The organism is Rhodococcus sp. MS13, from assembly GCF_013277835.1.
GTDB lineage: Bacteria > Actinomycetota > Actinomycetes > Mycobacteriales > Mycobacteriaceae > Rhodococcus_F > Rhodococcus_F erythropolis.
Window position 1 is genome coordinate 54,447 of sequence record NZ_VBTL01000013.1, and the last position, 24,127, is coordinate 78,573.

Here is a 24,127-nt window from a genome sequence, read left to right on the forward strand (position 1 = left end):
GACATGCGTGGGTACTACACAGTCGATCAGGTGCGAGAAGCGGAGGCGCCGTTGCTCGACAAGCTGCCCGACGGGGTGCTGATGCGTCGAGCGGCGTACGGTCTCGCGCGAGTCGTCGCGGACGAATTACGTTCCCGTACAGGATCGGTCGCGCATCGGTCGGTGACGCTTCTGGTCGGTACCGGCGACAACGGCGGTGATGCCCTGTGGGCGGGTGCGTTGCTCCGCAAACGAGGTGTGAGTGTTCGGGCCGTGTTGCTCGATCCGGCGCGCGCTCATCGGTCGGGCCTCGACGCTCTCCTGAAGGCCGGTGGCCGAGTCGCTGCCGAAGTCGGGTCGCCGGATCTGGTGATCGACGGCATCGTCGGGATTTCCGGGCACGGCGGTCTGAGGCCTGACGCAGCCGAGCTCGTCGGCCAGGTGGAGGCACCGATCGTGGCGGTCGATCTTCCGAGCGGCGTCGACGCGAACACCGGCGCAGTGGACGGCCCGTCGGTGACCGCTGATGTGACGGTCACATTCGGTGCGCTCAAGCCGGTGCACGTACTCGCGGCTCCGCTGTGTGGTCGTGTCGAACTCGTGGATATCGGATTGAGCGTCGGCGAACCGGCGTTCGGTTCGCTCGATCCGGCCGAGGTCGGTGCGCTGTGGCCGGTTCCAGTCCCGGAGGACGACAAGTACTCGCAGGGTGTGGTGGGCATCGTTGCGGGAAGTGAGCAGTATCCCGGCGCGGGCGTGCTCTGCACCGGCGCCGCGGTGACCGCGACCTCCGGCCTGGTCCGCTATGCCGGGCACGGCGCCGCCGAGGTGCTCGCCCGGTTCCCGGAGGTGATTGCGAGTGAGACGTTCCAAGCCGCCGGGCGGGTTCAGGCCTGGGTGGTCGGACCCGGTATGGGTACCGACGACGACGCCGCGCGGCTTCTGGCGTCGGTACTGGCTACCGATGTACCCGTTGTCGTCGATGCGGACGGACTTACCCTCCTCGCTCAACGTCCCGAACTTGTCGCAGCCCGGACCGCGCCGACTCTTCTGACGCCCCACGCCGGCGAGTTCGCACGATTCACACCACTCGGCGACGACAGAATCGCGGCCACGCGTGCTCTCGCCGAACGCCTCGGAGTCACGATTCTGCTGAAAGGCCATACGACGGTGATCTCGGATCCCGGCGGTGAGGTCCTGGTCAACGACGCCGGCGGCTCCTGGGCGTCGACCGCAGGCTCGGGTGACATCCTCTCCGGTGTGATCGGCGCGTTGCTGGCGGCGGGTCTGAGCCCTCTCGAAGCCGGGGCCGTCGGGGCGCGGGCTCACGCGTTGGCTGCGAACATCGCCGCTGCCGGCGGTCAGAGCGATGTCGCCGGAGCACCGATTTCGGCTTCGCCGCTGTTGGGAGGTCTGCGCGAGTCGGTGCGTGTGCTTCGCTCTTTTGCCCTTGATTGAGGGTGTTCAAACCCGAACACGTGTCCGATTCTGCGCGGGTGGCAGGATTGTCGCCATGACGCTTGCCCAGGGAAGAGCACCGAAGGAGCCTGCGGAGGGGAAGGCGAGCCGACTCGACGACGCAGTAGGGCCGCAGACGGAGGCAGTCGTCGATCTGGACGCGATCGCGCACAACGTGCGTGTCCTGCGTGAATTTGCCGGTGATGCAGCGTTGATGGCGGTCATCAAGGCGGACGGATACAACCACGGCGCAGTTGCGGTTGCGCGGACGGCACTGTCGGCCGGAGCCCGGGAACTCGGCGTCACCACCATCGCGGAGGCACTGGTCCTTCGCGAGGCAGGCATCACCGCTCCCGTCCTGGCCTGGCTGCACGGCCTCGACGCCGATTTCTCCTCGGCGATCCGGTCCGACGTCGAGATCGGCGTGTCCTCGCCGCGGCACCTGGCTGCTGTCGTCGACGCGGCACGGGTTCTGGGACAACAGGCGACCGTGACGCTCAAGGTGGACACCGGTCTCAATCGCAACGGCGTCTCGAGAACCGAGTGGCCGCAGATGCTCGACGACCTCGCTACTGCCCGGGACGAGGGCACGATCAGGCTGCGCGGAGTGTTTTCCCATCTTGCGCACTCGGACGAACCGCATCACGACGTCATCGACATGCAGAAGCAGCGTTTGATCGACGCGGTTGCCGACGTCCGCGCTCGCGGATTCGAACCCGAAGTTGTTCATCTTTCCAACTCCGCCGCTACAGTCACCCGTCCTGACCTGCAATTTGACATGGTTCGACCCGGAATCGCGATATATGGATTGTCTCCGGTGCCCGAACTCGGAGATTTCGGGTTACGACCGGCGATGACGCTGCGAGCGAAGGTGATTCTGGTGAAGAAGGTGGCCGCCGGAGAGGGCGTCTCCTACGGGCATCAGTGGGTCGCACCGCACGACACCACTCTTGCGCTGCTTCCCGTCGGCTACGCCGACGGTCTGACTCGTTCACTGAGCGGCAAGTTCGAAGTGCAGTTGGGCGGCAAGCGTCGCCAGGCCGTCGGGCGGATCTGCATGGACCAGGTGTTGGTGGACCTGGGGCCGGACGGCGACGGAGTTCGCGAAGGCGACACCGCGATCTTCTTCGGCAACGGCGATCACGGCGAACCCAACGCGCAGGCCTGGGCCGACGTACTCGACACCATTCACTACGAGGTCGTGACCGGAATACGTGGACGCACTGTGCGTACGTACATCGGGGGAGAGACGTCATGAAGACTGCAGGAAAGATGAGCATTCTCGGTGGCCTGCTCAGCGCTGTGGCGCTCGGCTCGATGGCCGGCGTGAATGCATTCAAGACCGCGACGCGTCCGGGCCGGGAAATCTACGCGGACGAGGACTTCGACCTCATGACGCGCGACCGCAAGAGCACGGTGCGCACCGAGGACGGCGTCGAGCTGGCAGTTCGCGAAGTGGGACCGGATGACGCTCCGCTGACAGTCGTTTTCGTGCACGGGTACTGCCTGAGTGCGCTGTCCTGGCATTTCCAGCGCCGCCAGCTCGAAGAGCGATGGGGCAACAAGGTTCGCATGGTGTTCTACGACCAGCGCGGACACGGAGATTCAGGTATGCCGCGTTCGAAGAGTTGCACGGTCTCGCAGCTGGGCCGCGACCTCTCGACTGTCGTCGAGGCCAAAGTGCCCAAGGGACCGATAGTTCTCGTCGGCCACTCGATGGGCGGCATGACGGTGCTCGCGCTTGCCGGTCAGCGACCCGAATGGTTCGATGGCCGAGTCATCGGCGTCGGGCTGGTCGCGACGACGGCGGCAGGGCTGGCCGAGACCGGTCTGACCCGCAATCTGCAGAATCCGATCATCGACGGGTTCCGGTTGGCAGTGCGCACCTCGCCAGGAGTGGTTCAGCACGCCCGGGGCGCTGCGCGAGTACTGATCACGCCGATCCTGCGTGCAGCGTCGTACGGCACCGATGTCAGCCCACGACTGCATGAGCTGTCGGACGGCATGCTCGACCGGACCTCGGTCGTGACCATCGTCAATTTCTTGCGGACGTTGGAACTGCACGACGAGTCCGCGTCCCTCGAGGTGCTCGCGCACACACCGGCAGTCGTGATCTGCGGCGATCAAGACATGATGATTCCGTTCATCAGCTCCAAGCGTCTCGCTGCCGATCTCCCCGAGTCGGAACTCGTGAGAGTTCACGGGGCCGGCCATCTGGTGCAGCTCGAGTTCCCGGCGATCGTGACGGACGCAATCGACAAGCTGGTGCAGCGTGCACAGGTAGAAGAGCGGTCCGATGTCGGCTGAGAACGCCACCGGAATCCCCGAATCCGGCCAGATCACGTTGGAAACGGCCGAGGACACCGAGGCTTTCGGCCGACGCTTGGCGGCGGGACTTGTTGCCGGCGACCTGGTGGTGCTGGACGGGCCACTCGGGGCGGGCAAGACCGCGTTGACGCGCGGAATCGGCGCCGGGCTCGGAGTGCAGGGCCGGGTGACGTCCCCGACGTTTGTCATCGCTCGTGAGCATCGTCCGGGCACCCGCCCCGGCGGCGGAGTTCCCGTCGGCATGATCCACGTCGACGCATACCGGCTGGGAGACAGCGGACCGCATGCGCTCGACGAACTCGATGCCCTCGACCTCGACACCGACCTCACCGATGCTGTGGTGGTGGTCGAATGGGGTGGTGACGTCGTGGAAAGGCTCGTCGAACGACACTTGCGAGTGCAGCTTCATCGGGAACCTGAATCGGATGTGCGGACTGCGAGTTGGTCCTGGACGTCGTGAAACGGCGTTTCGTGTCGCAGACGTCGTGAAACGGCGTTTTGTGTCGCAGACGTCGTGAAACGGCGTTTGGTGTTATGGACGTCGTGACCCTCCCGGGCCGGAAGTAGTTCTTCACGTGCGGGTACCCTGAGAAATCGTGCTTGTTCTCGCAATTGACACCTCCACTCCGGCAGTCACTGCCGGTGTCGTCTCCCTGTCTGCTCCGTCACCGGACACCGAGTCACCGGGCACAGTGGAGACGCTTGCCGTGCGTGTCACGGTCAATCCTCGTGCGCACGCCGAGGTCTTGACCCCTCACGTCCTCGAATGCCTCGCCGAGGCCGGGCTCACGCCGGCAGAGTTGAACGCCGTCGTCGTGGGTGTCGGGCCGGGGCCGTACACCGGACTGCGTGTCGGCATGGCGACAGGCGCTGCCTTCGGTGATGCACTCGGTGTTCCCGTGTACGGCGTGTGCAGCCTCGACGCCATCGCGGCTGCGGTACCGACCACACAGAGCCTGCTCGTCGTGACTGACGCGAGGCGTCGCGAGATCTACTGGGCGCGCTACGACGGCGGAGTGCGCGTCGAAGGGCCGGCTGTGAATTCCGCCGGCGACGTTGATCCTTCGCCTTCGACGCTGATTGCCGGATCTGCTTCGCACGTGGACTTCTTCGATCTGCCCGTCGACCCGGCGGAGACACCCTCACCGGCCGGCTTGGTCACAGTCGCTGCTCGCGAGATTCTGGCCGGATCGGTTCCGGCCCCGCTCGAGCCGCTGTACCTCCGACGCCCGGATGCGAAGACCCTCGCAGAACGTGGCAAGTGAGACCGAGCAGATGAAGTACAGCATCGAGCCGATGAACGTCGATGACGCCGAACGGTGCGGGGAGTTGGAGCGCGCGTTGTTCGCGGGCGACGGACCCTGGAGCGCGCAAGCGTTCGTCTCGGAACTTGCGGGCGCACATAATCATTACTTCGTTGCCAGGGAACCCGACGGTCACGTCCTCGGCTACGCCGGAGTCGCATTGTTGGGCGCGTCGCCGAACATGGAGGCCGAGGTTCACACCATCGGTACCGATCCCTCGGCTCAGCGACTGGGAATCGGCGGCGCGTTGCTCGATGCGCTTCTGACCCTGGCGGATTCACGGCAGTGTCCGGTGTTCCTGGAAGTGCGCACCGACAACGACCCTGCCATCGCGCTGTACCGGCGCGAAGGATTCGAGATCGTCGGAACACGAAAGAAGTACTACCAGCCCAGTGGGGCAGATGCGTACACGATGAGACGGCCCGCCGTGCTCGGTGTCCGCGAAATTGAGGAGCAGCAAGCATGATCGTCATGGGTGTCGAAAGCTCTTGCGACGAAACAGGTGTCGGTATCGTTCGCTGGAACGGTGACGGAACCTGCGACCTGTTGGCCGACGAGGTGGCATCGAGCGTGGATCAGCACGCCAGGTACGGGGGAGTGGTTCCCGAAGTAGCCTCGCGGGCTCACCTCGAGGCGATAGTGCCGACGATGCGCCGTGCCCTTGCTGCCGCCGGTATCGAGAAGCCCGACGCACTTGCCGTCACTATCGGACCCGGCCTGGCCGGTGCGCTACTGGTCGGTGTCGCCGCCGCGAAAGCCTATGCCGCAGCCTGGAACATACCGTTCTATGCGGTCAATCATCTCGGCGGTCACGTCTCGGTTGACACTCTCGAGCACGGTCCGTTGCCCTCGTGCGTCGCATTGCTGGTCTCGGGTGGTCACACGCACCTGCTTCACGTCGAAGATCTGGGCAAGCCCATTGTCGAACTGGGCACGACTGTCGACGATGCCGCCGGTGAGGCCTTCGACAAGGTGGCCAGACTGCTCGGGCTCGGCTTTCCCGGCGGACCGGCACTCGATGCTGCTGCGCAAGAGGGAGATCGGAACGCAATCGCCTTCCCTCGCGGCATGACCGGTCCGCGCGATTCGCGGCACGACTTCTCGTTCTCGGGACTCAAGACGTCCGTCGCCCGCTATGTCGAATCGAAAGAGCGCGCAGGCGAGGCCTTTTCGATCCCGGACATCGCTGCCTCGTTCCAGGAAGCGGTTGCCGACGTCCTGACGATGAAGGCAGTGCGTGCAGCCGAGGACGTCGGGGTCGACACGTTGGTTCTCGGCGGCGGCGCCACGGCCAATTCACGTATCCGTTCACTCGCCGAGCAGCGCTGCGCCGAAGCCGGCATCACGTTGCGCATTCCGAAACCTCGACTGTGCACGGACAACGGCGTGATGATCGCTTCGTTGGCTGCCCACCTGATCGGAAATGGTGCAGGCCCTTCGGAATTGAGTGTTGCCACGGACCCGGGGCTGTCGGTCTCGGTCAGCCAGTTGATGCGCTGAGAATCAACCGACTGAGAATCAACCGACTGGGACCGGTTCCCGATCCGGTGTGGTCGCGGGGCCGGGTTCGGGCGTCGAGGTATTCGGTTCACCGGGTTTTGTCGTCGGATCACCACCGGGGGTGGTGAGTTCGGTTTCGGTGGAACCGGATCCAGGATTTTCCGGCGTCGTCGGGTTTTCGCCGCCGCTCTCACCCGGGCCGAGACCGCCGCCGGGGTTTGCCTCGGTCGGATCGACCGGGGGAGTCGCCTCGGTGTCCGGCAGCGTCGGCCACCACGCCGGTGGATCGGGCAGCGTGATTCCGGGGATGGTCGGCCAGTTCGGAGTGGTCGTTGTCGTCGTCGGCGGTGTGGTTGTCGTCGACGTGTCCGGTATCGGCGCCGGCGGAAGCGTGTACTGATGCGTTGTGTACGAGTGCGTGTCGAACGGCTGTGAGTCGAACGGCGTTGTGGGATAGCCGTACTGCGGGAAAGTGCTGCCCACTACCGAAGGCAGAGGATCGTGCGAGGGGATGATCGTCGATCCGGTGCTCGGCGTCGCTTCGGGGCTCACCGTCGTCGTGGTCGAACCGGTTCCGACAGGCGAGACCGCGGTGTCGTCGGTCGGCACCAATTCCTTTGCGCCGTAGCCGAGTACCAGTCCGCCGACCACGAGCGCACCGATCAAAGCTCCCGAGACCTTGGCGGTGGATCCCGAGCGCTGGTCACTTCCGGAGCCCAGCAAGGGGAAACGAATTGCGGTGATCGAATCTGCCAGGAGTGCAGCACCTTTGGTTGCCGCAGTCTCGGGCTCGACGATCTCGACCAAGGGGAGGTCGACGGCAGCGGCGACGGCGGACCGCACGGCCGGAATGTGTGCGCCACCGCCGATGAGCACAACGGCACCGACCGGCCGCGGTGAGCCGTTCACGACTTCACGGATGAAGGTGACGGCGCGCTCGATATCCGGGGCGATGATGGCTTCGAACTCGTCGCGCGTGATCGCCATTGCGTCGACGGGAAGGTCGATGGTCACCTTGGCGGCGGTGGACAGTTGCTCTTTCGCGACGTGGCACCGGGCAGCAAGAAGCTCCGCGTCGGTGTACCGGCGCAGGTGCCCTGGCGCCTTCTCCGTCACGAAGTCGACCAATGCCCGGTCGATTCCGGCCCCTGCGAGGGCGTCGATACGGTCGGAATGCAGAACCTCACCGGTGTGGTCGACGACGGACACCGTCAGACCCTGATCGCCGACGTCCACCTGAGCTGTCGTGTCGTACCGCTCGGTTTTCCCGGTCTCGGCGAGATACGCGTGTACTGCGGCAGGTTCGGGGATGGCACGGACCTGCTTCGGCGAGCGCGAGAGAGATGACCTGATGCTCGCGAGCTGGTCGTCCGTGCGATAGCTGACACCGATCGAGCGCGGCGCTTCAGATCCGTCCGTCACCTGCGTCGTCATCAGCTTGATGGACGCCCGGACGAGGTCACCGACGTTGGAATTGGCCTGATCCGCCGAGACGAAGCGAGTCTCGGCAGGTACCGCTCCTGGCGCGTTTGTGCTGGTATCGGTGTCGACGAGTGCTGAATAGACACCGGAAGATCCAGTGGAAATTCCCAGTGAACAACTCATCGCGCACCTCCTCACAGTCAATACCGGTCAATGTTCAATCGACCGCCGTTATATGAACGTTACAGAAGGTTCGTGAGGATTGCTCAGTGCTTTTTGTCTCCATGACACCCTTTTCGGACCGAAAGGGTGGTTTTACCTGCGAAATTGTCGATCATTGATTCATGCGGAAAAAAGGCGATTCTCCCCACATCGACCGGGATCGACGACGCGCGCTGATCCGGGGTGCGGTGCTTCGACCCACGCTGACGATGATCGCCTTCGGATGTGCGTACTTCTTCCTGCCGTGGATCGATGTCCACACAGTGGGTGCGATTTTCCTCTTGATCGGTGGAGGGGCAGCGGTGCTTGCCGTGACGACCTGGCAGGTGCGTCGAATTCTGCGTTCCGATGTGCCTTCTCTACAGGCGGTCGAAGCAGTGGCGGTCGTGATGCCGACCTACTTGCTGTTGGTGTCCATCACCTATTTTTCGGTCGAGCATGCGAGTGCCGGCAGTTTCACCGAACCGCTGTCGCGTATGGCGGCCCTGTACTTTTCGCTGTCGGTGTTCTCGACCGTCGGCTTCGGCGACATCGCTGCACAGACGGACCTTGCCAGGGGACTCGTGAGCCTTCAGATCGTCTGCAATCTGGTGTTGATCGGATTCGGCGTTCGATTCGTGGTTGCCGCAGTGTCGTGGGCGAAAGCGCACCGCTCGCCTTCGAGCGGACCTGAAATCACCTAGGACACTGCGGCAATCGGAGTCATCGTCCGGTGTGGACCAACAATTCGACGTTCTGGTCGACGCCGGTACCCGTCAACTTCGGGTCGCGGTGGATGTCGTTGAACGACAGTTCGCGGTACAGCGAGGCGAGCCCGGCTGCCGACTTGTCGCTGTACTCGACTGAATTGGGACTTTCCGCTTCGAAGAGCGTCGCAAGCAACGACACCGTTCCGTCGTGATTGTCCGCGATCTCGATGATGCGCCCGAGCTGTGGGTAGTCGATGTGAGAGGCGGTGTTGATCTCCCAGAAGCCCTGCTCGGGGGTCGCGCCGGGCCACGGGGTGATCTTGTTCTCGTGGGTGTGTCCGTTCACCCAGGCAAGTACGTTCGGGAAACGATGCAGCAAGTCCAGAAGCTGTGAACCGCGCAGGCGCGGCTCGAGGACGTTCTCGGGGTCGGGAATGAGATTGTCCATCGTGTCGCTCGTGTGGTGACTGAACAGCACGAAATAGGTGTCACTGCGCGACTCGGTGACGCGAGAGCCCGCGGCGTCGTAGTAGGTGCTGCTGCCGGCGCGCAGGGTGTTCTCGATCCACTGGAACTGAGCGGCGCCCAGCGAACCGTCGACAAGGCCTGCGCGGTTGGTGGAGTCCATGCTGATGCCGACGACGCCCGGTGCGATCTGGAACGAGTAGTAGCCGATACCGGTTTCGCCGGCGTCGGGGGCGAAACCGTGCCCGACAGGGCCGGGGCCGGTGTGCGCGGGATCAAGGTGTGCGGCGATGAACTGCCGGGGTGTGAACGGTGCGCGCGACGGGTCGGGGGTGACCTGGCGCGGCGGCGTAGTGAAGGCGGACAGGATTCCGGGAATCGCACTGGGATCGAACTTGGTGGCGATGTCGATCTGCTTGGCCTGCTCCGGTGAACCGGGCACCTCGAATTTGAGAGATCCCGTGTACATCGCTTCGAGCGGTGGGATGCCGCTTGGCACCGTGCCCGACACCGAATCGTCGTGGTTGCCGAACACGCAGTACCAAGGGGTGTTCAGGCCGGGGCTCGACACGGGAGTGAAAGCGGCCCCGAAGAAGTCCGGAATCTCCGGGAAGCCGGCCTTCTTGTACATGTCGAGCATCGGCGATTCAGGGTTCCAGTACAGATCGGCACCCGAGTTCTGCACACCCTCGTAGCGGTCCTTGGCGCCGGTGTTGGCGACGACGGTTCCGCCGTTGAGTGAGGTGAGGAACCAGTCGAGTTCGGCGAATTCCTTGTTGTCCGTGTTGTCGCCGGTGGTGACCACGGCATCGAAGGGGCGCGAGGTGTGCGGGCCGCTCCCGATCGAATTGACGCGTCGGACAAGCGAAATCAACCCGTGCGCCGTCAAGGTCTCCTGGGGGCGGAACGCCGAGCCGGTGATCTGATGGACGTATTCGAAGCGCATGGGGGACTGGGCGTCGACGATGTGGACGTCGGTCAACTGCACGAGTGAGGCGAGCGCGGTGCGTCGGTCCTCGCGTCCTGACTTCGGCTCGGCCAACTCGCTGCGCACGATGTTCGCCCACCCGGGACCGGCAGTGAGCCTGGTGTAGCCGCTGCTGCTGACGGGCGTGGACACGGACTCGAGAGTGGTGCCGGGACCTGACGTCGGAATGGTCGACGCGCCTGCGTATTGCAGGCCCCACGGCTTGCCAAGGCTGACCGCGCCGACGGCGCCGAGTCCGGCGAAGGTCAGAAAACTACGGCGATTGATGTTCGTCACGAAGTGAACAATAGGTGAACGTGGTGGACGGCTGTCCTGTTTCGCTCTGGACGAAGAGAAAAATGCGCCCAGTCCTTGAGGGTTGGCACTCTCACGTATAGAGTGCCAATTGGCGCTGATCGAGTTCCGGCACCCGCGACGACGGGACTGCAGTGACGCGCCGTAAACGGCATACCCAAACAGCTGTCCGAGGATCGCCTCGGACGCACATACCCCAAAGTGGAGGGCTCATCGTGGCGAGCGTCAACATCAAGCCGCTCGAGGACAAGATCCTCGTCCAGGCCAACGAGGCTGAAACGACGACGGCTTCCGGCCTGGTCATTCCTGACACAGCCAAGGAAAAGCCCCAGGAGGGCACCGTCGTTGCAGTCGGCGAAGGCCGCGTCAACGAGCAGGGCAACCGCATCCCGGTCGACGTCAAGGAGGGTGACACGGTCATCTACTCCAAGTACGGCGGAACCGAGATCAAGTACGCCGGCCAGGAATACCTGATCCTGTCGGCACGCGACGTGCTGGCTGTCGTCTCCAAGTAAGACACACGTGATCCGCCCCGGAGTCCACACAGGATCCCGGGGCGGAATGCGTTCACGCCCCGAAGATTCAGGAGCTGACAGAACAGATGTCCAAGCAAATTGCGTTCAACGAGACCGCACGCCGCGCTCTCGAAGCCGGAGTCGACAAGCTTGCCGACGCCGTCAAGGTGACCTTGGGCCCGCGTGGACGCCACGTCGTGCTCGCCAAGGCATTCGGCGGCCCCACCGTCACCAACGACGGTGTGAGCATCGCCCGTGAGATCGAGCTCGAAGATCCCTTCGAGAACCTCGGCGCGCAGCTCGTCAAGAGCGTCGCCACCAAGACCAACGATGTTGCCGGCGACGGCACCACCACCGCGACCGTTCTGGCCCAGGCCATCGTCCGCGGCGGACTCAAGAACATCGCAGCGGGCGCGAACCCGATGGCGCTCGGCGTCGGCATCAACGCCGCAGCCGACAAGGTCGTCGAGGAACTGCTCGCCGCGGCCACCCCGGTCGAGGGCGAGAAGTCGATCGCCCAGGTCGCCACCGTCTCCTCGCGTGACGAAGAGATCGGCAAGCTCGTCGGCGAGGCACTCACCCGTGTCGGAACCGACGGCGTCGTGACGGTCGAGGAATCCTCCACCGTTGCAACCGAACTCGTTGTCACCGAAGGCGTTCAGTTCGACAAGGGCTACCTCTCGCCCTACTTCGTCACCGACATCGATGCGCAGAAGGCCGTCTACGAAGACGCGTTGATCCTGCTCTTCCGCGAGAAGATCAGCTCACTTCCCGACTTCCTGCCGCTGCTCGAGAAGGTTGCCGAATCCGGCAAGCCGCTCTTGATCATCGCCGAGGACGTCGAGGGTGAAGTTCTCTCCACCCTGGTGGTCAACTCCATCCGCAAGACCATCAAGGCCGTCGCTGTCAAGGCGCCGTTCTTCGGTGATCGTCGCAAGGCATTCCTCGACGACCTCGCAGTCGTCACGGCAGGCACCGTCATCAACACCGACGTCGGCCTCTCCCTGAAGGAAGCCGGCCTCGACCTGCTCGGCAGCGCTCGCCGCGTTGTCGTCACCAAGGACGAGACGGTCATCGTCGACGGTGCCGGCACCGCTGACGACATCGCGACCCGCGTCGCGCAGTTGCGTCGCGAGATCGAGAACACCGATTCGGATTGGGACCGCGAGAAGCTCGAAGAGCGTCTGGCGAAGCTGTCCGGCGGCGTGGCCGTCATCAAGGTCGGCGCAGCCACCGAAACCGATCTCAAGGAACGCAAGTTCCGCGTCGAGGATGCGGTCAACGCAGCCAAGGCAGCAGTTGCCGAGGGCATCGTCCCCGGTGGCGGATCGGCTCTCGTTCAGGCCGGTACGGCTCTGATCGGGAACCTCGGCCTGTCGGGTGACGAGGCCACCGGCGTTGCCGTGGTCCGTGAAGCACTCAACGCTCCGTTGTTCTGGATCTCCAGCAACGCAGGCATCGACGGATCCGTCGTTGTCAGCAAGGTCGCCGAGATGACCAAGGGCGAAGGCTTCAACGCTGCCACCCTCACCTACGGCAACCTGCTTGCCGACGGCGTCGTCGACCCGGTCAAGGTCACTCGCTCGGCAGTGGTCAACGCCGCTTCCGTCGCGCGCATGATCCTCACGACCGAGAGCGCTGTCGTCGAGAAGCCGACCGAGGCAGTTGCCGACACCGGACACGGTCACAGCCACTAACTCGCTGCTCGTAGTTTCGACAAAGACGAGATCCCCCACCGGATTCCGGTGGGGGATCTCTTCTTTCGTCTGGCGATCAGATGAGCGGTATCGTTGCGAACGGCTCGCTGGTGGGCTGCTGCGATCCGCCGGGCGGTTCGACCGTGAACGCCAACTTCGTGTTCGGGCCGATGCCGTCGAGCACCACCTGGGTAGTGGGTTTGACGTCGCTCGGAGCCATCGTGCCCATCGGGATCATCGTGGTGTCGTCGGTGTCGCCCGGCACCAGCCACATCTGGTAGACGGTATCCGGACTCGGGGGAGTCACATCGTTCATCACGAGGACTGCGGCGTCTTCGGAGGGCGAGAACAGCGTCGTGGCACTACCGCCGCCCGGGATGTCACGCGTCGTGGCATGAACGTCGGGTGCTGCCATGATTTCGGATGCGGGGTTCTGCGGCGGCGTGTTGTCGGACAGCGTGCGTCCGATTCCGATGCCGCCGACCAGGATTGCGACTGCGGCGGCCGCCGCAAGAGCCATGGTCCACGGGCGTCGACGGTTACGACGCTCGGCCAGCGAAACCGGGGCGTTGGGAGCCGCGGTCTGTTCTGCGATCGAGGCGAGGACGCTGCTGCGCAGTGACGGCGGGGGCTCGACGGCGTCGACGACGGTCATCGCGGCCATGGTTTCGGAGGTGAGTCGGACCTGGGCGTCGAATTCGGCGCGGGTCGCGGAGTCCGAAGCGGCAAGTCGTCTGTCGACCTCACGGCGCTCGTCGAGGTCCAACGCATCGATCGCGTAGGCGTACGCGTAGTCGATCAGCTCTTCGTCCATCTCACATCACCCCCAAACATCCACGTAGGCGCAGTAGTCCGTCGCGAATTCGCGACTTGATCGTGGGAATCGCCACGCCGAGATCTTCGGCCACCTCGCGGTACGTTCGGCCGCCGTAATAGGCGAGAGTCACCGATTGGCGCTGAGTGTCCGTCAGCGTTTCGAGACAGTCGGTGACAGCACGATGCTCGTCTCTTCGTGTCACTTCGTCGCTGACGACGTCGAACTCGGGAGTGGCATTGGTGGTGTCGTAGAGAGCCTGTCGATCCGAACTCGACTGTTCGGAGCGCACGCGATCCACCGCGCGGCGGTGGGCAAGCGTCAGAAGCCAGGAGAGTGCGGACCCCTTGGCAGGATCGAAGCTGTCGGCCGATTTCCAGGCTTGGAGGTAGACCTCTTGGACCGCTTCCTCGGAGAAGCCTGGATCACGGAGTACACGGAGAACCATGCCGTAGACACGGGAGCTGGTTCGGTCGTAGAACTCGGCAAAGGCGCTCTGGTCGCCACCGGCCACGTTCGCGAGGATCACTGCCAGCTCGCGTGATTCCACGATTCGCGCGGTGCGGGCCGCAGAATTGTCCGTCGGGCATGCGTCGGCCGCATCCGACGCATGGTCTGGCTCGCTCACGAAGAGTTGTCTCGCTTCATCGCGTACAACCGTAGCGTGCATGTCCGGTTCTTTTCTCTCGGCCCGCCGTTGGCCGCTGTGCGCCTTTATTAACCGCGGGGGGTTAATAAAGGCGCACAGCAGGTGGGGACTACTGCGGCATCAGCACCGAATCGATGAGGTAGACGGTGGCGTTTGCGGTCTTGACTCCACCGCAGACGACAGTTGCGTCGTTGACCTTGATGTTGTCACCGGATCCGGTGACGGTGACCGTTCCGCCCTCTGCGGTGGGGTGCGTTCCGTCGATCGCGTCAGGAGCGATCTGGCCGGGAACCACGTGGTAGGTGAGGATCTTGGTCAGCGTGGCGCTGTCCGTCTTGAGGCTGTCGATCGTCGCGGGGTCGATCTTGGCGAATGCCGAGTCGATCGGTGCGAAGACGGTGAACTCGCCGCCGTTGAGAGTGTCGACCAGGTTGACGTCCGGGTTGAGCTGTCCGGAGACTGCCGCGGTCAAGGTGGTGAGCAACGGATTGTTGGATGCCGCTGTGGCAACCGGATCCTGGGCCATTCCGCTGACCGATCCGGCGCCGCTCGGCACTGCGGCTGCATAGTCGGCACAACCGGCACCGACCAGATCAGAAGCAGGCTCCGCCATCGCGCTGCTGGGAGACATGCTCGATCCCATGGCAGAAGACGTCATGGCGGCGCTGGACGTGTCGGTCGACGAATCGTTGTCGTCGGAGGAGCAACCGACGACGCCGAAGACGGCGAAAGAGGCTGCTGCGGTGACTGCCAGAACTCGAGTAGAGGTGTTCATGGGTCTGCCTTCCTGAAGGGATGTGCTGAGGTGCACTGTCAGAAGGCATTCGGAGTCGGTTGTCGACAGGATGGGTCGGAGTCGGAAATTCTTTTCAGGAGCTGGCGTACACAAGCAAAAGCCCCCGAAAACTCTCGGGGGCCTTGTGCACTCGACCTACGTGTATCAGGAAGCTATGCGGGTGGTGCGACGGTGGCGCGCATGTAGTTCACGTTCGGTTTCCGACATTCCTCCCCAGATGCCGTACGGCTCGGCGACGGTCAGCGCGTGGCTGCGGCACTGCATCAGTACCGGGCACTGACGGCACATCTCTTTTGCGCGGGTTTCGCGCTGGGCACGTGCTCTACCGCGTTCGCCATCGGGATGGAAGAACATGGAGGAGTCGACTCCGCGGCACAGACCGTGCATCTGCCAGTCCCAGATGTCTGCGTTGGGGCCTGGAAGGTGATTCGGTGCAGGCATGTTGACTCCTTACTGCAAGCTCGCGTTGATCAACGAGCGGACCAAGTTGCCCGGAGGTTATCCGGGCCTTCTGAATCGTTCACGCTTGCTAACCGTAAGGGTGCTGAGTAAATCGCGTCAATAGGCTCGTTCAGTGGCGATCGGCATATATCGAAATGCGAGAGTTAACGAAGTATATATTTACATTTCGGGTCTCTCATGCGTTGTGCTGCGCTGGTGTTGAAATCGGGTCGATCGAGGTGGTGGCAGGCAAGCCTGGCTGCTCGAGATGCGAAACCCACAGATCAGGGATATGTTTGCTGCTGATCGCCCGGCGAAAACACTCAGCCCGCCGGCTCGGTTTGCGTCATTTGTCCGATATTGCGCGGGCAGGGTCGTACTCCATTTCGGGACTTAGTGCCCAAGTTTCAACTAGGACATCTGTCCAATAAGTAATGCGCAGTTAACGTCACGGATATATGCCCGTTAAATATCATTACGAGTACATTCGGCAAATCTCAGTTGAATATCTGATTAACTCCGACAAAATTGCCTTTTCGTCTTCCCGTGCGGCAAACGGCATCGGTCAGGCGCTTGTCTGTTGGCGCTGCTGCGATGATCTACCTGTGTCGACACCTGAGCCCCCTGAATCGCCTTCGTTCAATGAGTCACCTGGCCGTCCCGGGACTCTCGAATCCGCCGCATTCGGTGCGGATCCGGACCTTGACCGTCTCCCGGCGCCGTGCTCTACCCGGGATTGGTGGACAACGGCAGTAATTCTGGGTGGTCAGGGGCACTACGCGAGGGCGCGGGCAGCATTGGATGTCCTCGATCGGCTCACGACGGGGTCCTCGACGCACTCGGATCGAGTTCTTGCCTCTCTGTCCGCCAGTACGAGGGCGTCGTTTCTTCGCCAGAGTGGACGTCATGCACTCGCGTCGACGTGGGACGGGCGCGCACTGGCGATCGTCGGCGGTCTGCCAGTCGATCCTGAGGCTGCCTGTGACGCTCTGACCGGTCTGGCCGCGGACGCCCTCGGCTGTGGCCGGCTTCCGCTCGGCTGGCGCCTGCTGGCGGAATGTCGGACCCGTCTGGGCGGCGAGGGCGGGCTGTGGCGGCAGGAAATTCGGATCGAATGGGTCTCGGCGGAACTGGCTCTGGCAGGAGGTGACTTCGCGCGCGCCCGCAGACACGCAGAACGCGCCGTCGAATTGTCGGGGAAATCGGAGTCCGTCCGGCACCGCGTGAAGTCGGATCTACTGCGCAGCGCCGCGCTGACCGGAACAGACCCGAGCTCGGCGGTGGAGTCGGCAGCGGAAGTGCTGGCGCGGTGTCAGCAATACGGCCTGCTGCCCCTGGCCTGGGCGTCGTCGCTGCTGATCGAGGGCGTGAGCGGCGGGAGGACCTCGCCGAGTGCCCGTGAGATCGGCGATCTGATTGCGATGCGCGGTGGATCACTCCTACCTTTGTCGTAATCGATCCACCCGAAGTCTCTCGCGAACGATTCCCACAGGGCTGTTTCGATATCGCGACTGCTGGGCGGGCATGCGGAGACCAGCCGGTCCGGATGGTTACTCTTAGAGGGTTCCGCTGAGAGCGGGAGCACACCCGCTCGGGAGGTGCCACTGTAACGCCAGGATTTTCGCTGACGATGACAAATACGAGCGATGAGTTGGACACCGCGGTCGCCGCTGCTGCGCAGGGCGACCGTACAGCTCTAGCTTTGGTTCTGGAGAACATCCGACCGATGGTGGTGCGCTACTGCCGCGGTCGAGTGGGTGCGGCCGAGCGGGGACACCTGTCCGCTGACGACGTCGCGCAGGAAGTGTGTCTGGCCGTGATGACCGCGCTGCCGCGTTATCAAGACCAGGGACGCCCGTTCATGGCCTTTGTGTACGGAATTGCCGCGCACAAGGTTGCGGACGCACATAGAAGTTCCGCCCGTAACAAGTCGGAGCCCGTTTCCGAAGTACCGGATGTAATAGCACTGGATGATGGTCCCGAACAGCGAGCACTCGATTCGGAGTCCAGCAGACAGATGCATGAACTTCTCGGCACACTGCCGGAGAAGCATCGAGAAATCTTGATACTTCGCCTGGTGGTCGGGATGTCGGCCGAGGAAACGGCCGTCGCCGTCGGTAGTACCGCCGGAGCTGTACGAGTCGCTCAGCACAGGGCGATCGCGAAACTGAAAAAAGAAGTAACGAAAGCAGGTGAGAGCTTTGGCTAGAGACGAGGGGCGTGACGCTTCGAATCTCGGTGATCTCGCCGACGACGGTACGCCAGTGGACTTGGCTGCGGTTCGGCGTGACGATGCGCTGATCGAGTCCATTTCGAGTGGCGGGCCGGTAGCAACCGATAGCACCGAACAGTACGAACTTGCGTTGATTCTCTCGCAATGGCGTGACGATGTCGTTGCGACTCCGATGCCCGAGGGTCCGTTGTTGGACGATGTCATCGCTGCAATCACAGCGACGCCGTCCGGCTTCTCCGATCGTCAGCGTTCACGTTCCCGTTCCCGATTGCGTGTGGTCCGCCCGATCGCCGCCGCAGCAGCTGTTGCAGCAGTGGTCTTCGGTGGTGCCACAGCGATGGCGTACGACGCCCAGCCCGGCGATGCCCTCTGGGGCGTCAAGCAGGTCGTCTTCGCCGACGAGGCCAACTCGACGGTCGCGAAGATCGACACGACATCCGAGCTGGAAAAGGCCGAGCGTCTGTTGGCCGCCGGGGACATTCCCGCGGCAAAGATGGTGCTGGACAACGCAGCTCACCGTGCCGATGCGGTCAAGGACTCGCAGGACAAGACGGATCTCGTCGAGCGTTGGGGCAAGTTGATGACGCAGGTCCAGGAGACCACGTCACCCGCAGTACCGCCGTTGACGTCCGATCAGCAATCCTCGCTTGCCACCTCTCCCACGGCGATTCCGGGGACTTCAGTCAATCCGGCCAACCCTCAGTTGTCTGGCGGCGTGACCACAACGACAACGCCCGACCCTGGAATCATGCAAGCGCCTGGTCCAAGCGCGGCGTCGTCTACACCGTCATCGGCGCCCACGACGACTACCACGACCACGACGACCACCACGACAACGACGTCACTGGCCCCGGCCTCGTCGCCGTCGGGTGATTCTTCTTCACCCCCACCCTGAGGTTCCCGCTCTGATCGCATCGTTGCGGTCCACGTTCATACGAAAGTGGCCGACAAGCATTTGCTTGTCGGCCACTTTCGTTTGAACCTGGTGGGGTTTCGCTCAGCTGTCGAAACCGTCGCCGTGCATCGCCTCGTTCATCGACGCGTCGGCGTATCCACGGCAGTAGTCCCACGTGACATATGCCTCAGGCATCGGGTCGTAGGCCGGCTCGTGGGGGCGGACGGTTCCGTCCACGAGGAGCTGCAGCAGGTTTGCGCGCAGCATGTCCCAGTCGTGGTAGTGATCTTGTTGGCAGTCTTCGCAGCACACTACGAGACCGCGGATGCCGCGGTGAGCGAGGAGCGCCTCGTAAACGGCGAGGTCAGCGAGATCCTCCTCGACCGCTTGGCGTTCGTGGGGGTCGAGTGGTTGGCCCGGCTCGATGGCATCGAGAGCCGCGGAGGGGTCAGCTGGGTCGCCGGCGAAGGGATCTGGCGGCAGACCGGGGGGCAGTTGATCACGCACAGCACCACGGTACGCAGGTCAGGGGGGTCAGCGCCACTTGTTACGCGTACCCGCAGCGTGGGTGGGATGGTTCGGACCTTTGAGTGAGCCGATACCATGGTGTGCAACGCCGGGAAAAGGTGCCAGGAATTTCTTTCCGTGCAGGCGCCTTCTATCCGATATCCAGCTTTCGTAATCCGTTTCGAGGCGGCTGCTACAGCGGTCGCCCTGGGCGAATCTAGGTCCATGGAGGGTCCTGACCGCATGAGTAGTTCTGCAGGACATGTACACACCGGAGGAGACGACCCCAACAAGGTCGCGATGCTGGGACTGACTTACGACGACGTGCTGCTGTTGCCTGCTGCGTCCGACGTCATCCCGAGCCAGGTCGACACGTCCAGTCAACTGACCCGCGACATCCGTCTGCGGATTCCGTTGGTCAGTTCTGCGATGGACACCGTCACCGAGTCGCGCATGGCAATTGCGATGGCACGCGCCGGCGGCATGGGTGTTCTGCACCGCAACTCGTCCGTCGAGGTTCAGGCAGGACAGGTCGAGACCGTCAAGCGCTCCGAGGCCGGCATGGTGACCGATCCCGTCACGTGTAAGCCGACCGACACGATGGGTGAGGTCGACGCGAAGTGCGCTCGCTTCCGCATCTCGGGTCTGCCGGTCACCGACGACGCCGGCCAGCTGGTCGGCATCGTCACGAACCGTGACATGCGTTTCGAGGTCGACCAGAATCGTCCGGTCGTCGAGATCATGACCAAGATGCCGCTGATCACCGCTCAGGAAGGCGTCACCGCAGACGTGGCACTGGGCCTTCTTCGTCGGCACAAGATCGAGAAGCTGCCGATCGTCGACGGCAACGGCAAGCTCACCGGTCTGATCACGGTCAAGGACTTCGTGAAGACCGAGCAGCATCCGGACGCTACCAAGGACCGTGACGGTCGACTGCTCGTCGGCGCTGCGGTCGGTGCAGGCGACGACGCCTTCCAGCGTGCGATGGCGCTCACCGATGCCGGTGTGGACGTACTCGTGGTGGACAGTGCGCACGGTCATTCGTCCAATGTTCTCGACATGATCGCCAAGCTCAAGCGTGAACTGGGTGAGCGGGTTCAGATCATCGGTGGCAACGTCGCTACGCGCGCGGGTGCTCTGGCACTGGTCGAAGCCGGCGTCGATGCCGTCAAGGTCGGAGTCGGCCCTGGTTCCATCTGCACCACCCGCGTCATCGCCGGTGTCGGTGCCCCTCAGGTCACGGCCATCCTGGAAGCGGTTGCCGCGTGCAAGCCTCTGGGTGTGCCCGTCATCGCTGACGGTGGACTCCAGTTCTCCGGTGACATCGCGAAGGCTCTTGCCGCGGGTGCGTCGACGGCCATGCTGGGTTCGCTCCTGGCCGGTACCGCTGAATCGCCCGGCGAACTGATCCTGGTCGGCGGCAAGCAGTTCAAGAGCTACCGCGGTATGGGTTCGCTCGGCGCGATGCAATCGCGTGGCGAGGCCAAGTCGTACTCCAAGGACCGGTACTTCCAGGACGACGTACTTTCCGAGGACAAGTTGGTTCCGGAAGGCATCGAAGGACGTGTTCCGTTCCGTGGCCCGCTTTCCCAGGTGACGCACCAGCTCACCGGTGGTCTGCGCGCTGCCATGGGTTACACGGGGTCGGCGACGATCGAGCACCTGCAGAACGCTCAGTTCGTCCAGATCACGGCGGCCGGTTTGAAGGAAAGCCATCCGCACGACATCACGATGACTGTCGAAGCACCCAACTACACCGCTCGTTAGCAACCAGTACACGAGAAAGGGGCGCGCGTGCGCGACCTCGTTGAGATCGGCATGGGTCGAACGGCCCGACGTACCTACGAGTTGGACGATGTGAACATCGTTCCCTCCCGGCGAACCCGTTCGTCGAAGGAGGTGTCGACTGCTTGGCAGCTCGACGCTTACAGGTTCGACATCCCAGTCCTCGCACATCCCACCGACGCGTTGGTCTCGCCGACCTTCGCGATCGAGCTGGGTAAGCGCGGCGGCCTCGGTGTCATCAACGGTGAAGGCCTGTGGGGCCGTCACCCCGATGTCGAGGAGAAGCTCCGGCGTCTCGTCGAGATCGCCGAGAAGGACGGTGGCGTCGACGCAGCCATCCGCTACTTGCAGGAGCTGCACGCGGCACCGCTGCAGGCGGGTCTTCTGGCTGCTGCGGTGGCGCAGGTCCGTGAATCGGGGGTCACCACTGCCGTTCGGGTCAGTCCGCAGAATGCGCGCGCACTGACGCCCGAGCTGATCAAGGCCGGAATCGACCTGCTGGTCGTCCACGGGACGATCATCTCGGCCGAGCACGTCGTGCACACCGAGCAGGAACCGCTGAACCTCAAGACGTTCATCTCGGAACTCGACGTTCCGGTTGTCGCTGGTGGGGTCAGTGACCACCGCACCGCGCTGCACCTGATGCGTACCGGCGCTGCCGGTGTCATCGTCGGGTACGGCTCCACCGAGGGTGCAACCACCACCGGTGAGGTCCTGGGTATCGGCGTTCCGATGGCCACGGCCATTGCCGACGCTGCAGCAGCCAGGCGCGACTACCTCGACGAGACGGGTGGACGCTACGTCCACGTCATCGCCGACGGTGACATCGCAACTTCGGGTGATCTGGCGAAGGCCATCGCCTGCGGTGCCGACGCTGCCGTTCTGGGCACGCCGCTGGCCGTGTCCGCCGAGGCGCCGGGTGGCGGCTGGTACTGGCCGTCCGCTGCGGCTCATCCTTCGGTTCCGCGTGGAGCGCTTCTTCCGGTTTCCTACGGCGAGCGTCCGAGCCTGGATCAGGTCCTGAGCGGTCCTTCGGACGATCCGTACGGTTCTCTGAACTTCGTCGGCGGTCTTCGTCGGTCGATGGCCAAGGCCGGGTACTCCGACCTCAAGGAGTTCCAGAAGGTCGGGCTGACGGTCCGCGCGTAGTTTGTACCTTTCTGTGGCCCCGGTTCTTCGTGAACCGGGGCCACAGTTCGTTGTGCAGGACTTTCTTCCGTTCCTGATACTTGCGGTTACGCTTATGGGGCCCCTTGTGGTGGTAGTCACAAGGGATAGGTGCATACTGGCGGGTAACTACGGTTCACGGTGGAGGTGTCCTGATGGGCAAGCAACGGGCAACGGACTACGACGTACTGATCGTCGGATCCGGGTTCGGCGGAAGCGTGAGCGCGCTTCGTCTCGTGGAGAAGGGCTACAAGGTCGGCGTCATCGAAGCCGGCCGACGGTATGCCGACGAAGATTTCGCGAAGACCAGCTGGGATCTCAAGAAGTTCCTCTGGGCTCCGAAGCTGGGTTGCTTCGGCATTCAGCGCGTGCATCTGCTGCGCGACTGCCTCATCCTTGCGGGCGCAGGCGTCGGCGGGGGGTCGTTGAACTACGCCAATACGCTCTACCAGCCGCCGGAGCCGTTCTTCCAGGACAAGCAGTGGGCGCACATCACCGACTGGCGAAGTGAGCTCACCCCGTACTACGAGCAGGCTCAGAAGATGCTCGGCGTCGTGCAGAACCCGCACATGACGCCCGCTGACGAGATCATGAAGTCGGTCGCCGACGACATGGGCGTCGGCGACACGTTCATCCAGACCCCTGTCGGCGTCTACTTCGGTGAGCCGGGCAAGAAGGCGAAGGACCCGTACTTCGGTGGCGTCGGACCCGAGCGCACCGGTTGCATCGAGTGTGGCGAGTGCATGACGGGTTGCCGTCACGGAGCGAAGAACACTCTCCTCAAGAACTACCTGGGCCTTGCCGAGACAGCCGGCGCCGAGATCATTCCGATGACAACCGTGTCCGGACTTCGTGAGGCTCGCGACGGTTCGTGGGATGTGTTCACCGAGCGAACCGGTGCATTCGGGCGAAAGAACCGCCGCACCTACACGGCTGCGAACGTGATTCTCGCGGCCGGAACGTGGGGCACTCAGCATCTGCTCTTCGACATGAAGGACACCGGCGCTCTGCCCAAGCTCTCCGACAAGCTCGGCGAGCTGACTCGAACAAACTCCGAATCCATCGTCGGCGCAGGAAAGTACAAGGTCGATCCTGCACTCGACCTGACCCGCGGAGTGGCGATCACGTCGTCGTTCCACCCGAGTAGTGACACCCACATCGAGCCGGTCCGCTACGGCAAGGGTTCCAACGCGATGGGACTGCTGCAGACCTTGATGACGGATGGCGGTGGCTCGACACCGCGGTGGATCAAGTTCCTCGGTGTGGTCGCGAAGAACCCGTACCAGATGCTGCGCATGCTGACTGTCAAGGACTGGAGCGAGCGCACGATCATTGCGTTGGTCATGCAGAACCTCGACAACTCGATCACCACGTACACGAAGAAGGGCCTGTTCGGTCGACGCAAGGTCACCAGCAAGCAGGGCCACGGTCAGCCGAACCCGACGTGGATTCCCGAGGGCAACGAGGCGACGCGTCGAGTTGCCGCGAAGATCGACGGCGTCGCAGGCGGCACGTGGGGCGAGATCTTCAACGTTCCTTTGACCGCGCACTTCCTGGGTGGTTGCGCAATCGCGTCGGATTCCGATCACGGCGTCATCGATCCGTACCACCGCGTGTACGGCTACCCGACGCTCAGCGTCGTCGACGGCGCAGCGGTCTCGGCCAATCTCGGCGTGAATCCGTCGCTGACCATCGCCGCTCAGGCCGAGCGATCGGCCTCGCTGTGGCCGAACAAGGGAGAGACCGACCTGCGTCCCGCCCAGGGCAGCGGCTACGAACGCTTGGCTCCGATTGCACCCAAGTCGCCCGTGGTGCCGGCGTCGGCTCCAGCCGCGCTGGTTCTGCCGATCGTGAAGATCACCGGCGGCAAGACGGCTACAGCCGTTCCGGCGGAGCCTGCTGCCGGATAGTTCACCGCGAACCGAAAAGGGGCGTGTCGTCGAGGATTCGACGGCACGCCCCTTTTGCAGTTTCAGATC

At 63.6% G+C, this 24,127-nt stretch carries 23 protein-coding genes; 16 read left to right on the top strand and 7 right to left on the bottom strand.

What is annotated here, in order from left to right:
* The first annotated feature begins 3 nt into the window (after window positions 1–3).
* The 7 genes from FEZ59_RS25960 to tsaD all read left to right on the top strand — a co-directional run bounded on the left by FEZ59_RS25960 (window position 4) and on the right by tsaD (window position 6,569).
* The gene (locus tag FEZ59_RS25960) at window positions 4–1,437 is read left to right on the top strand and encodes an NAD(P)H-hydrate dehydratase (RefSeq protein ID WP_172933408.1); all 1,434 of its coding nucleotides are present in this window, start codon (window positions 4–6) and stop codon (window positions 1,435–1,437) included.
* Window positions 1,438–1,492: 55 nt separating this feature from the next.
* Window positions 1,493–2,695, top strand: coding sequence for an alanine racemase (alr, locus tag FEZ59_RS25965; protein ID WP_030535135.1), 1,203 nt, complete (start codon window positions 1,493–1,495; stop codon window positions 2,693–2,695).
* On the top strand, window positions 2,692–3,744 hold the full coding sequence (locus tag FEZ59_RS25970) for an alpha/beta hydrolase (protein ID WP_172933409.1): 1,053 nt from the start codon (window positions 2,692–2,694) through the stop codon (window positions 3,742–3,744). Before alr ends, FEZ59_RS25970 begins: the two co-directional genes overlap by 4 nt.
* The gene (gene tsaE / locus FEZ59_RS25975; protein WP_020969060.1) at window positions 3,734–4,225 is read left to right on the top strand and encodes a tRNA (adenosine(37)-N6)-threonylcarbamoyltransferase complex ATPase subunit type 1 TsaE; all 492 of its coding nucleotides are present in this window, start codon (window positions 3,734–3,736) and stop codon (window positions 4,223–4,225) included. Before FEZ59_RS25970 ends, tsaE begins: the two co-directional genes overlap by 11 nt.
* 136 nt (window positions 4,226–4,361) lie before the next feature.
* Window positions 4,362–5,030, top strand: a complete 669-nt coding sequence (gene tsaB / locus FEZ59_RS25980) for a tRNA (adenosine(37)-N6)-threonylcarbamoyltransferase complex dimerization subunit type 1 TsaB (RefSeq protein WP_070796120.1) — start codon at window positions 4,362–4,364, stop codon at window positions 5,028–5,030.
* 10 nt (window positions 5,031–5,040) lie between these two features.
* Window positions 5,041–5,535, top strand: coding sequence for a ribosomal protein S18-alanine N-acetyltransferase (rimI, locus tag FEZ59_RS25985; protein ID WP_020906927.1), 495 nt, complete (start codon window positions 5,041–5,043; stop codon window positions 5,533–5,535).
* A complete protein-coding gene (gene tsaD, locus FEZ59_RS25990; protein WP_020969062.1) occupies window positions 5,532–6,569 on the top strand; it encodes a tRNA (adenosine(37)-N6)-threonylcarbamoyltransferase complex transferase subunit TsaD in 1,038 nt (345 codons plus the stop codon). The genes rimI and tsaD overlap by 4 nt, the downstream gene beginning before the upstream one ends.
* Before the next feature lie 18 nt (window positions 6,570–6,587).
* Here the strand turns inward: tsaD and FEZ59_RS25995 are convergent, their stop codons facing one another.
* Window positions 6,588–8,174: an Hsp70 family protein gene (locus FEZ59_RS25995; protein WP_019747580.1), complete on the bottom strand. Its 1,587-nt coding sequence runs from the start codon at window positions 8,172–8,174 to the stop codon at window positions 6,588–6,590.
* A 161-nt stretch (window positions 8,175–8,335) separates the two neighbouring features.
* On the opposite strand from FEZ59_RS25995, the gene FEZ59_RS26000 reads away from it, so the two are divergent.
* Entirely contained in the window at window positions 8,336–8,896 is a 561-nt protein-coding gene (locus FEZ59_RS26000) for a potassium channel family protein (protein ID WP_020906930.1), read from the top strand.
* 19 nt (window positions 8,897–8,915) lie between these two features.
* Here FEZ59_RS26000 and FEZ59_RS26005 read toward each other — a convergent pair whose 3' ends face one another.
* Window positions 8,916–10,631, bottom strand: coding sequence for a TIGR03767 family metallophosphoesterase (locus tag FEZ59_RS26005; RefSeq protein WP_019747582.1), 1,716 nt, complete (start codon window positions 10,629–10,631; stop codon window positions 8,916–8,918).
* 233 nt (window positions 10,632–10,864) lie between these two features.
* Between FEZ59_RS26005 and groES the strand changes: the two genes are divergently transcribed.
* Window positions 10,865–11,164: a co-chaperone GroES gene (gene groES / locus FEZ59_RS26010; protein WP_003940763.1), complete on the top strand. Its 300-nt coding sequence runs from the start codon at window positions 10,865–10,867 to the stop codon at window positions 11,162–11,164.
* 86 nt (window positions 11,165–11,250) lie between these two features.
* Window positions 11,251–12,861 carry a chaperonin GroEL gene (gene groL, locus FEZ59_RS26015; protein WP_019747583.1) on the top strand — a complete coding sequence of 537 codons (1,611 nt, stop codon included), beginning with the start codon at window positions 11,251–11,253 and terminating at the stop codon, window positions 12,859–12,861.
* Between the two features lie 76 nt (window positions 12,862–12,937).
* On the opposite strand, the gene FEZ59_RS26020 is transcribed toward groL, so the two are convergent.
* The 4 genes from FEZ59_RS26020 to FEZ59_RS26035 all read right to left on the bottom strand — a co-directional run bounded on the left by FEZ59_RS26020 (window position 12,938) and on the right by FEZ59_RS26035 (window position 15,561).
* Window positions 12,938–13,675 (bottom strand): anti-sigma factor, encoded by a 738-nt coding sequence (locus FEZ59_RS26020; RefSeq protein WP_019747584.1) that lies wholly within the window; start codon window positions 13,673–13,675, stop codon window positions 12,938–12,940.
* A 1-nt stretch (window position 13,676) separates the two neighbouring features.
* Complete coding sequence (locus FEZ59_RS26025; RefSeq protein WP_019747585.1) at window positions 13,677–14,345, bottom strand: sigma-70 family RNA polymerase sigma factor; 669 nt, start codon at window positions 14,343–14,345, stop codon at window positions 13,677–13,679.
* Between the two features lie 88 nt (window positions 14,346–14,433).
* Window positions 14,434–15,099 carry a fasciclin domain-containing protein gene (locus tag FEZ59_RS26030; protein ID WP_007728616.1) on the bottom strand — a complete coding sequence of 222 codons (666 nt, stop codon included), beginning with the start codon at window positions 15,097–15,099 and terminating at the stop codon, window positions 14,434–14,436.
* A gap of 165 nt (window positions 15,100–15,264) precedes the next feature.
* The gene (locus tag FEZ59_RS26035; protein ID WP_003940939.1) at window positions 15,265–15,561 is read right to left on the bottom strand and encodes a WhiB family transcriptional regulator; all 297 of its coding nucleotides are present in this window, start codon (window positions 15,559–15,561) and stop codon (window positions 15,265–15,267) included.
* Window positions 15,562–16,166: 605 nt separating this feature from the next.
* Here FEZ59_RS26035 and FEZ59_RS26040 point away from each other — a divergent pair.
* The 3 genes from FEZ59_RS26040 (at window position 16,167) to FEZ59_RS26050 (ending at window position 18,689) form a co-directional block, all read left to right on the top strand.
* The gene (locus FEZ59_RS26040; protein WP_346343251.1) at window positions 16,167–17,015 is read left to right on the top strand and encodes a hypothetical protein; all 849 of its coding nucleotides are present in this window, start codon (window positions 16,167–16,169) and stop codon (window positions 17,013–17,015) included.
* A 176-nt stretch (window positions 17,016–17,191) separates the two neighbouring features.
* Window positions 17,192–17,770 (top strand): sigma-70 family RNA polymerase sigma factor, encoded by a 579-nt coding sequence (locus FEZ59_RS26045; protein WP_003940953.1) that lies wholly within the window; start codon window positions 17,192–17,194, stop codon window positions 17,768–17,770.
* A complete protein-coding gene (locus tag FEZ59_RS26050; RefSeq protein WP_346343252.1) occupies window positions 17,754–18,689 on the top strand; it encodes an anti-sigma-D factor RsdA in 936 nt (311 codons plus the stop codon). Before FEZ59_RS26045 ends, FEZ59_RS26050 begins: the two co-directional genes overlap by 17 nt.
* 102 nt (window positions 18,690–18,791) lie before the next feature.
* On the opposite strand, the gene FEZ59_RS26055 is transcribed toward FEZ59_RS26050, so the two are convergent.
* Window positions 18,792–19,196, bottom strand: a complete 405-nt coding sequence (locus FEZ59_RS26055; protein WP_003940777.1) for a DUF5319 domain-containing protein — start codon at window positions 19,194–19,196, stop codon at window positions 18,792–18,794.
* A 243-nt stretch (window positions 19,197–19,439) separates the two neighbouring features.
* On the opposite strand from FEZ59_RS26055, the gene guaB reads away from it, so the two are divergent.
* The 3 genes from guaB (at window position 19,440) to FEZ59_RS26070 (ending at window position 24,058) form a co-directional block, all read left to right on the top strand.
* A complete protein-coding gene (gene guaB, locus FEZ59_RS26060; protein ID WP_020723641.1) occupies window positions 19,440–20,963 on the top strand; it encodes an IMP dehydrogenase in 1,524 nt (507 codons plus the stop codon).
* A gap of 27 nt (window positions 20,964–20,990) precedes the next feature.
* Window positions 20,991–22,130: a GuaB3 family IMP dehydrogenase-related protein gene (locus tag FEZ59_RS26065; protein ID WP_172933410.1), complete on the top strand. Its 1,140-nt coding sequence runs from the start codon at window positions 20,991–20,993 to the stop codon at window positions 22,128–22,130.
* Between the two features lie 173 nt (window positions 22,131–22,303).
* Entirely contained in the window at window positions 22,304–24,058 is a 1,755-nt protein-coding gene (locus FEZ59_RS26070; protein WP_020906934.1) for a GMC family oxidoreductase, read from the top strand.
* The last annotated feature ends 69 nt before the right edge of the window (window positions 24,059–24,127 follow it).

Excerpts from the sequence above, each read along its gene's own strand:
- FEZ59_RS26030 (WP_007728616.1), bottom strand. The coding sequence starts at position 15,099 with ATGAACACCTCTACTCGAGTTCTGGCAGTCACCGCAGCAGCCTCTTTC.
- rimI (WP_020906927.1), top strand. The coding sequence starts at position 5,041 with ATGAAGTACAGCATCGAGCCGATGAACGTCGATGACGCCGAACGGTGC.
- FEZ59_RS26000 (WP_020906930.1), top strand. The coding sequence starts at position 8,336 with ATGCGGAAAAAAGGCGATTCTCCCCACATCGACCGGGATCGACGACGC.
- tsaE (WP_020969060.1), top strand. The coding sequence starts at position 3,734 with ATGTCGGCTGAGAACGCCACCGGAATCCCCGAATCCGGCCAGATCACG.
- FEZ59_RS26045 (WP_003940953.1), top strand. The coding sequence starts at position 17,192 with ATGACAAATACGAGCGATGAGTTGGACACCGCGGTCGCCGCTGCTGCG.
- FEZ59_RS26025 (WP_019747585.1), bottom strand. The coding sequence starts at position 14,345 with ATGCACGCTACGGTTGTACGCGATGAAGCGAGACAACTCTTCGTGAGC.
- FEZ59_RS26070 (WP_020906934.1), top strand. The coding sequence starts at position 22,304 with ATGGGCAAGCAACGGGCAACGGACTACGACGTACTGATCGTCGGATCC.
- FEZ59_RS26035 (WP_003940939.1), bottom strand. The coding sequence starts at position 15,561 with ATGCCTGCACCGAATCACCTTCCAGGCCCCAACGCAGACATCTGGGAC.
- groL (WP_019747583.1), top strand. The coding sequence starts at position 11,251 with ATGTCCAAGCAAATTGCGTTCAACGAGACCGCACGCCGCGCTCTCGAA.
- FEZ59_RS25960 (WP_172933408.1), top strand. The coding sequence starts at position 4 with ATGCGTGGGTACTACACAGTCGATCAGGTGCGAGAAGCGGAGGCGCCG.
- tsaD (WP_020969062.1), top strand. The coding sequence starts at position 5,532 with ATGATCGTCATGGGTGTCGAAAGCTCTTGCGACGAAACAGGTGTCGGT.
- FEZ59_RS26020 (WP_019747584.1), bottom strand. The coding sequence starts at position 13,675 with ATGGACGAAGAGCTGATCGACTACGCGTACGCCTACGCGATCGATGCG.
- guaB (WP_020723641.1), top strand. The coding sequence starts at position 19,440 with ATGAGTAGTTCTGCAGGACATGTACACACCGGAGGAGACGACCCCAAC.
- FEZ59_RS25995 (WP_019747580.1), bottom strand. The coding sequence starts at position 8,174 with ATGAGTTGTTCACTGGGAATTTCCACTGGATCTTCCGGTGTCTATTCA.
- FEZ59_RS25970 (WP_172933409.1), top strand. The coding sequence starts at position 2,692 with ATGAAGACTGCAGGAAAGATGAGCATTCTCGGTGGCCTGCTCAGCGCT.
- alr (WP_030535135.1), top strand. The coding sequence starts at position 1,493 with ATGACGCTTGCCCAGGGAAGAGCACCGAAGGAGCCTGCGGAGGGGAAG.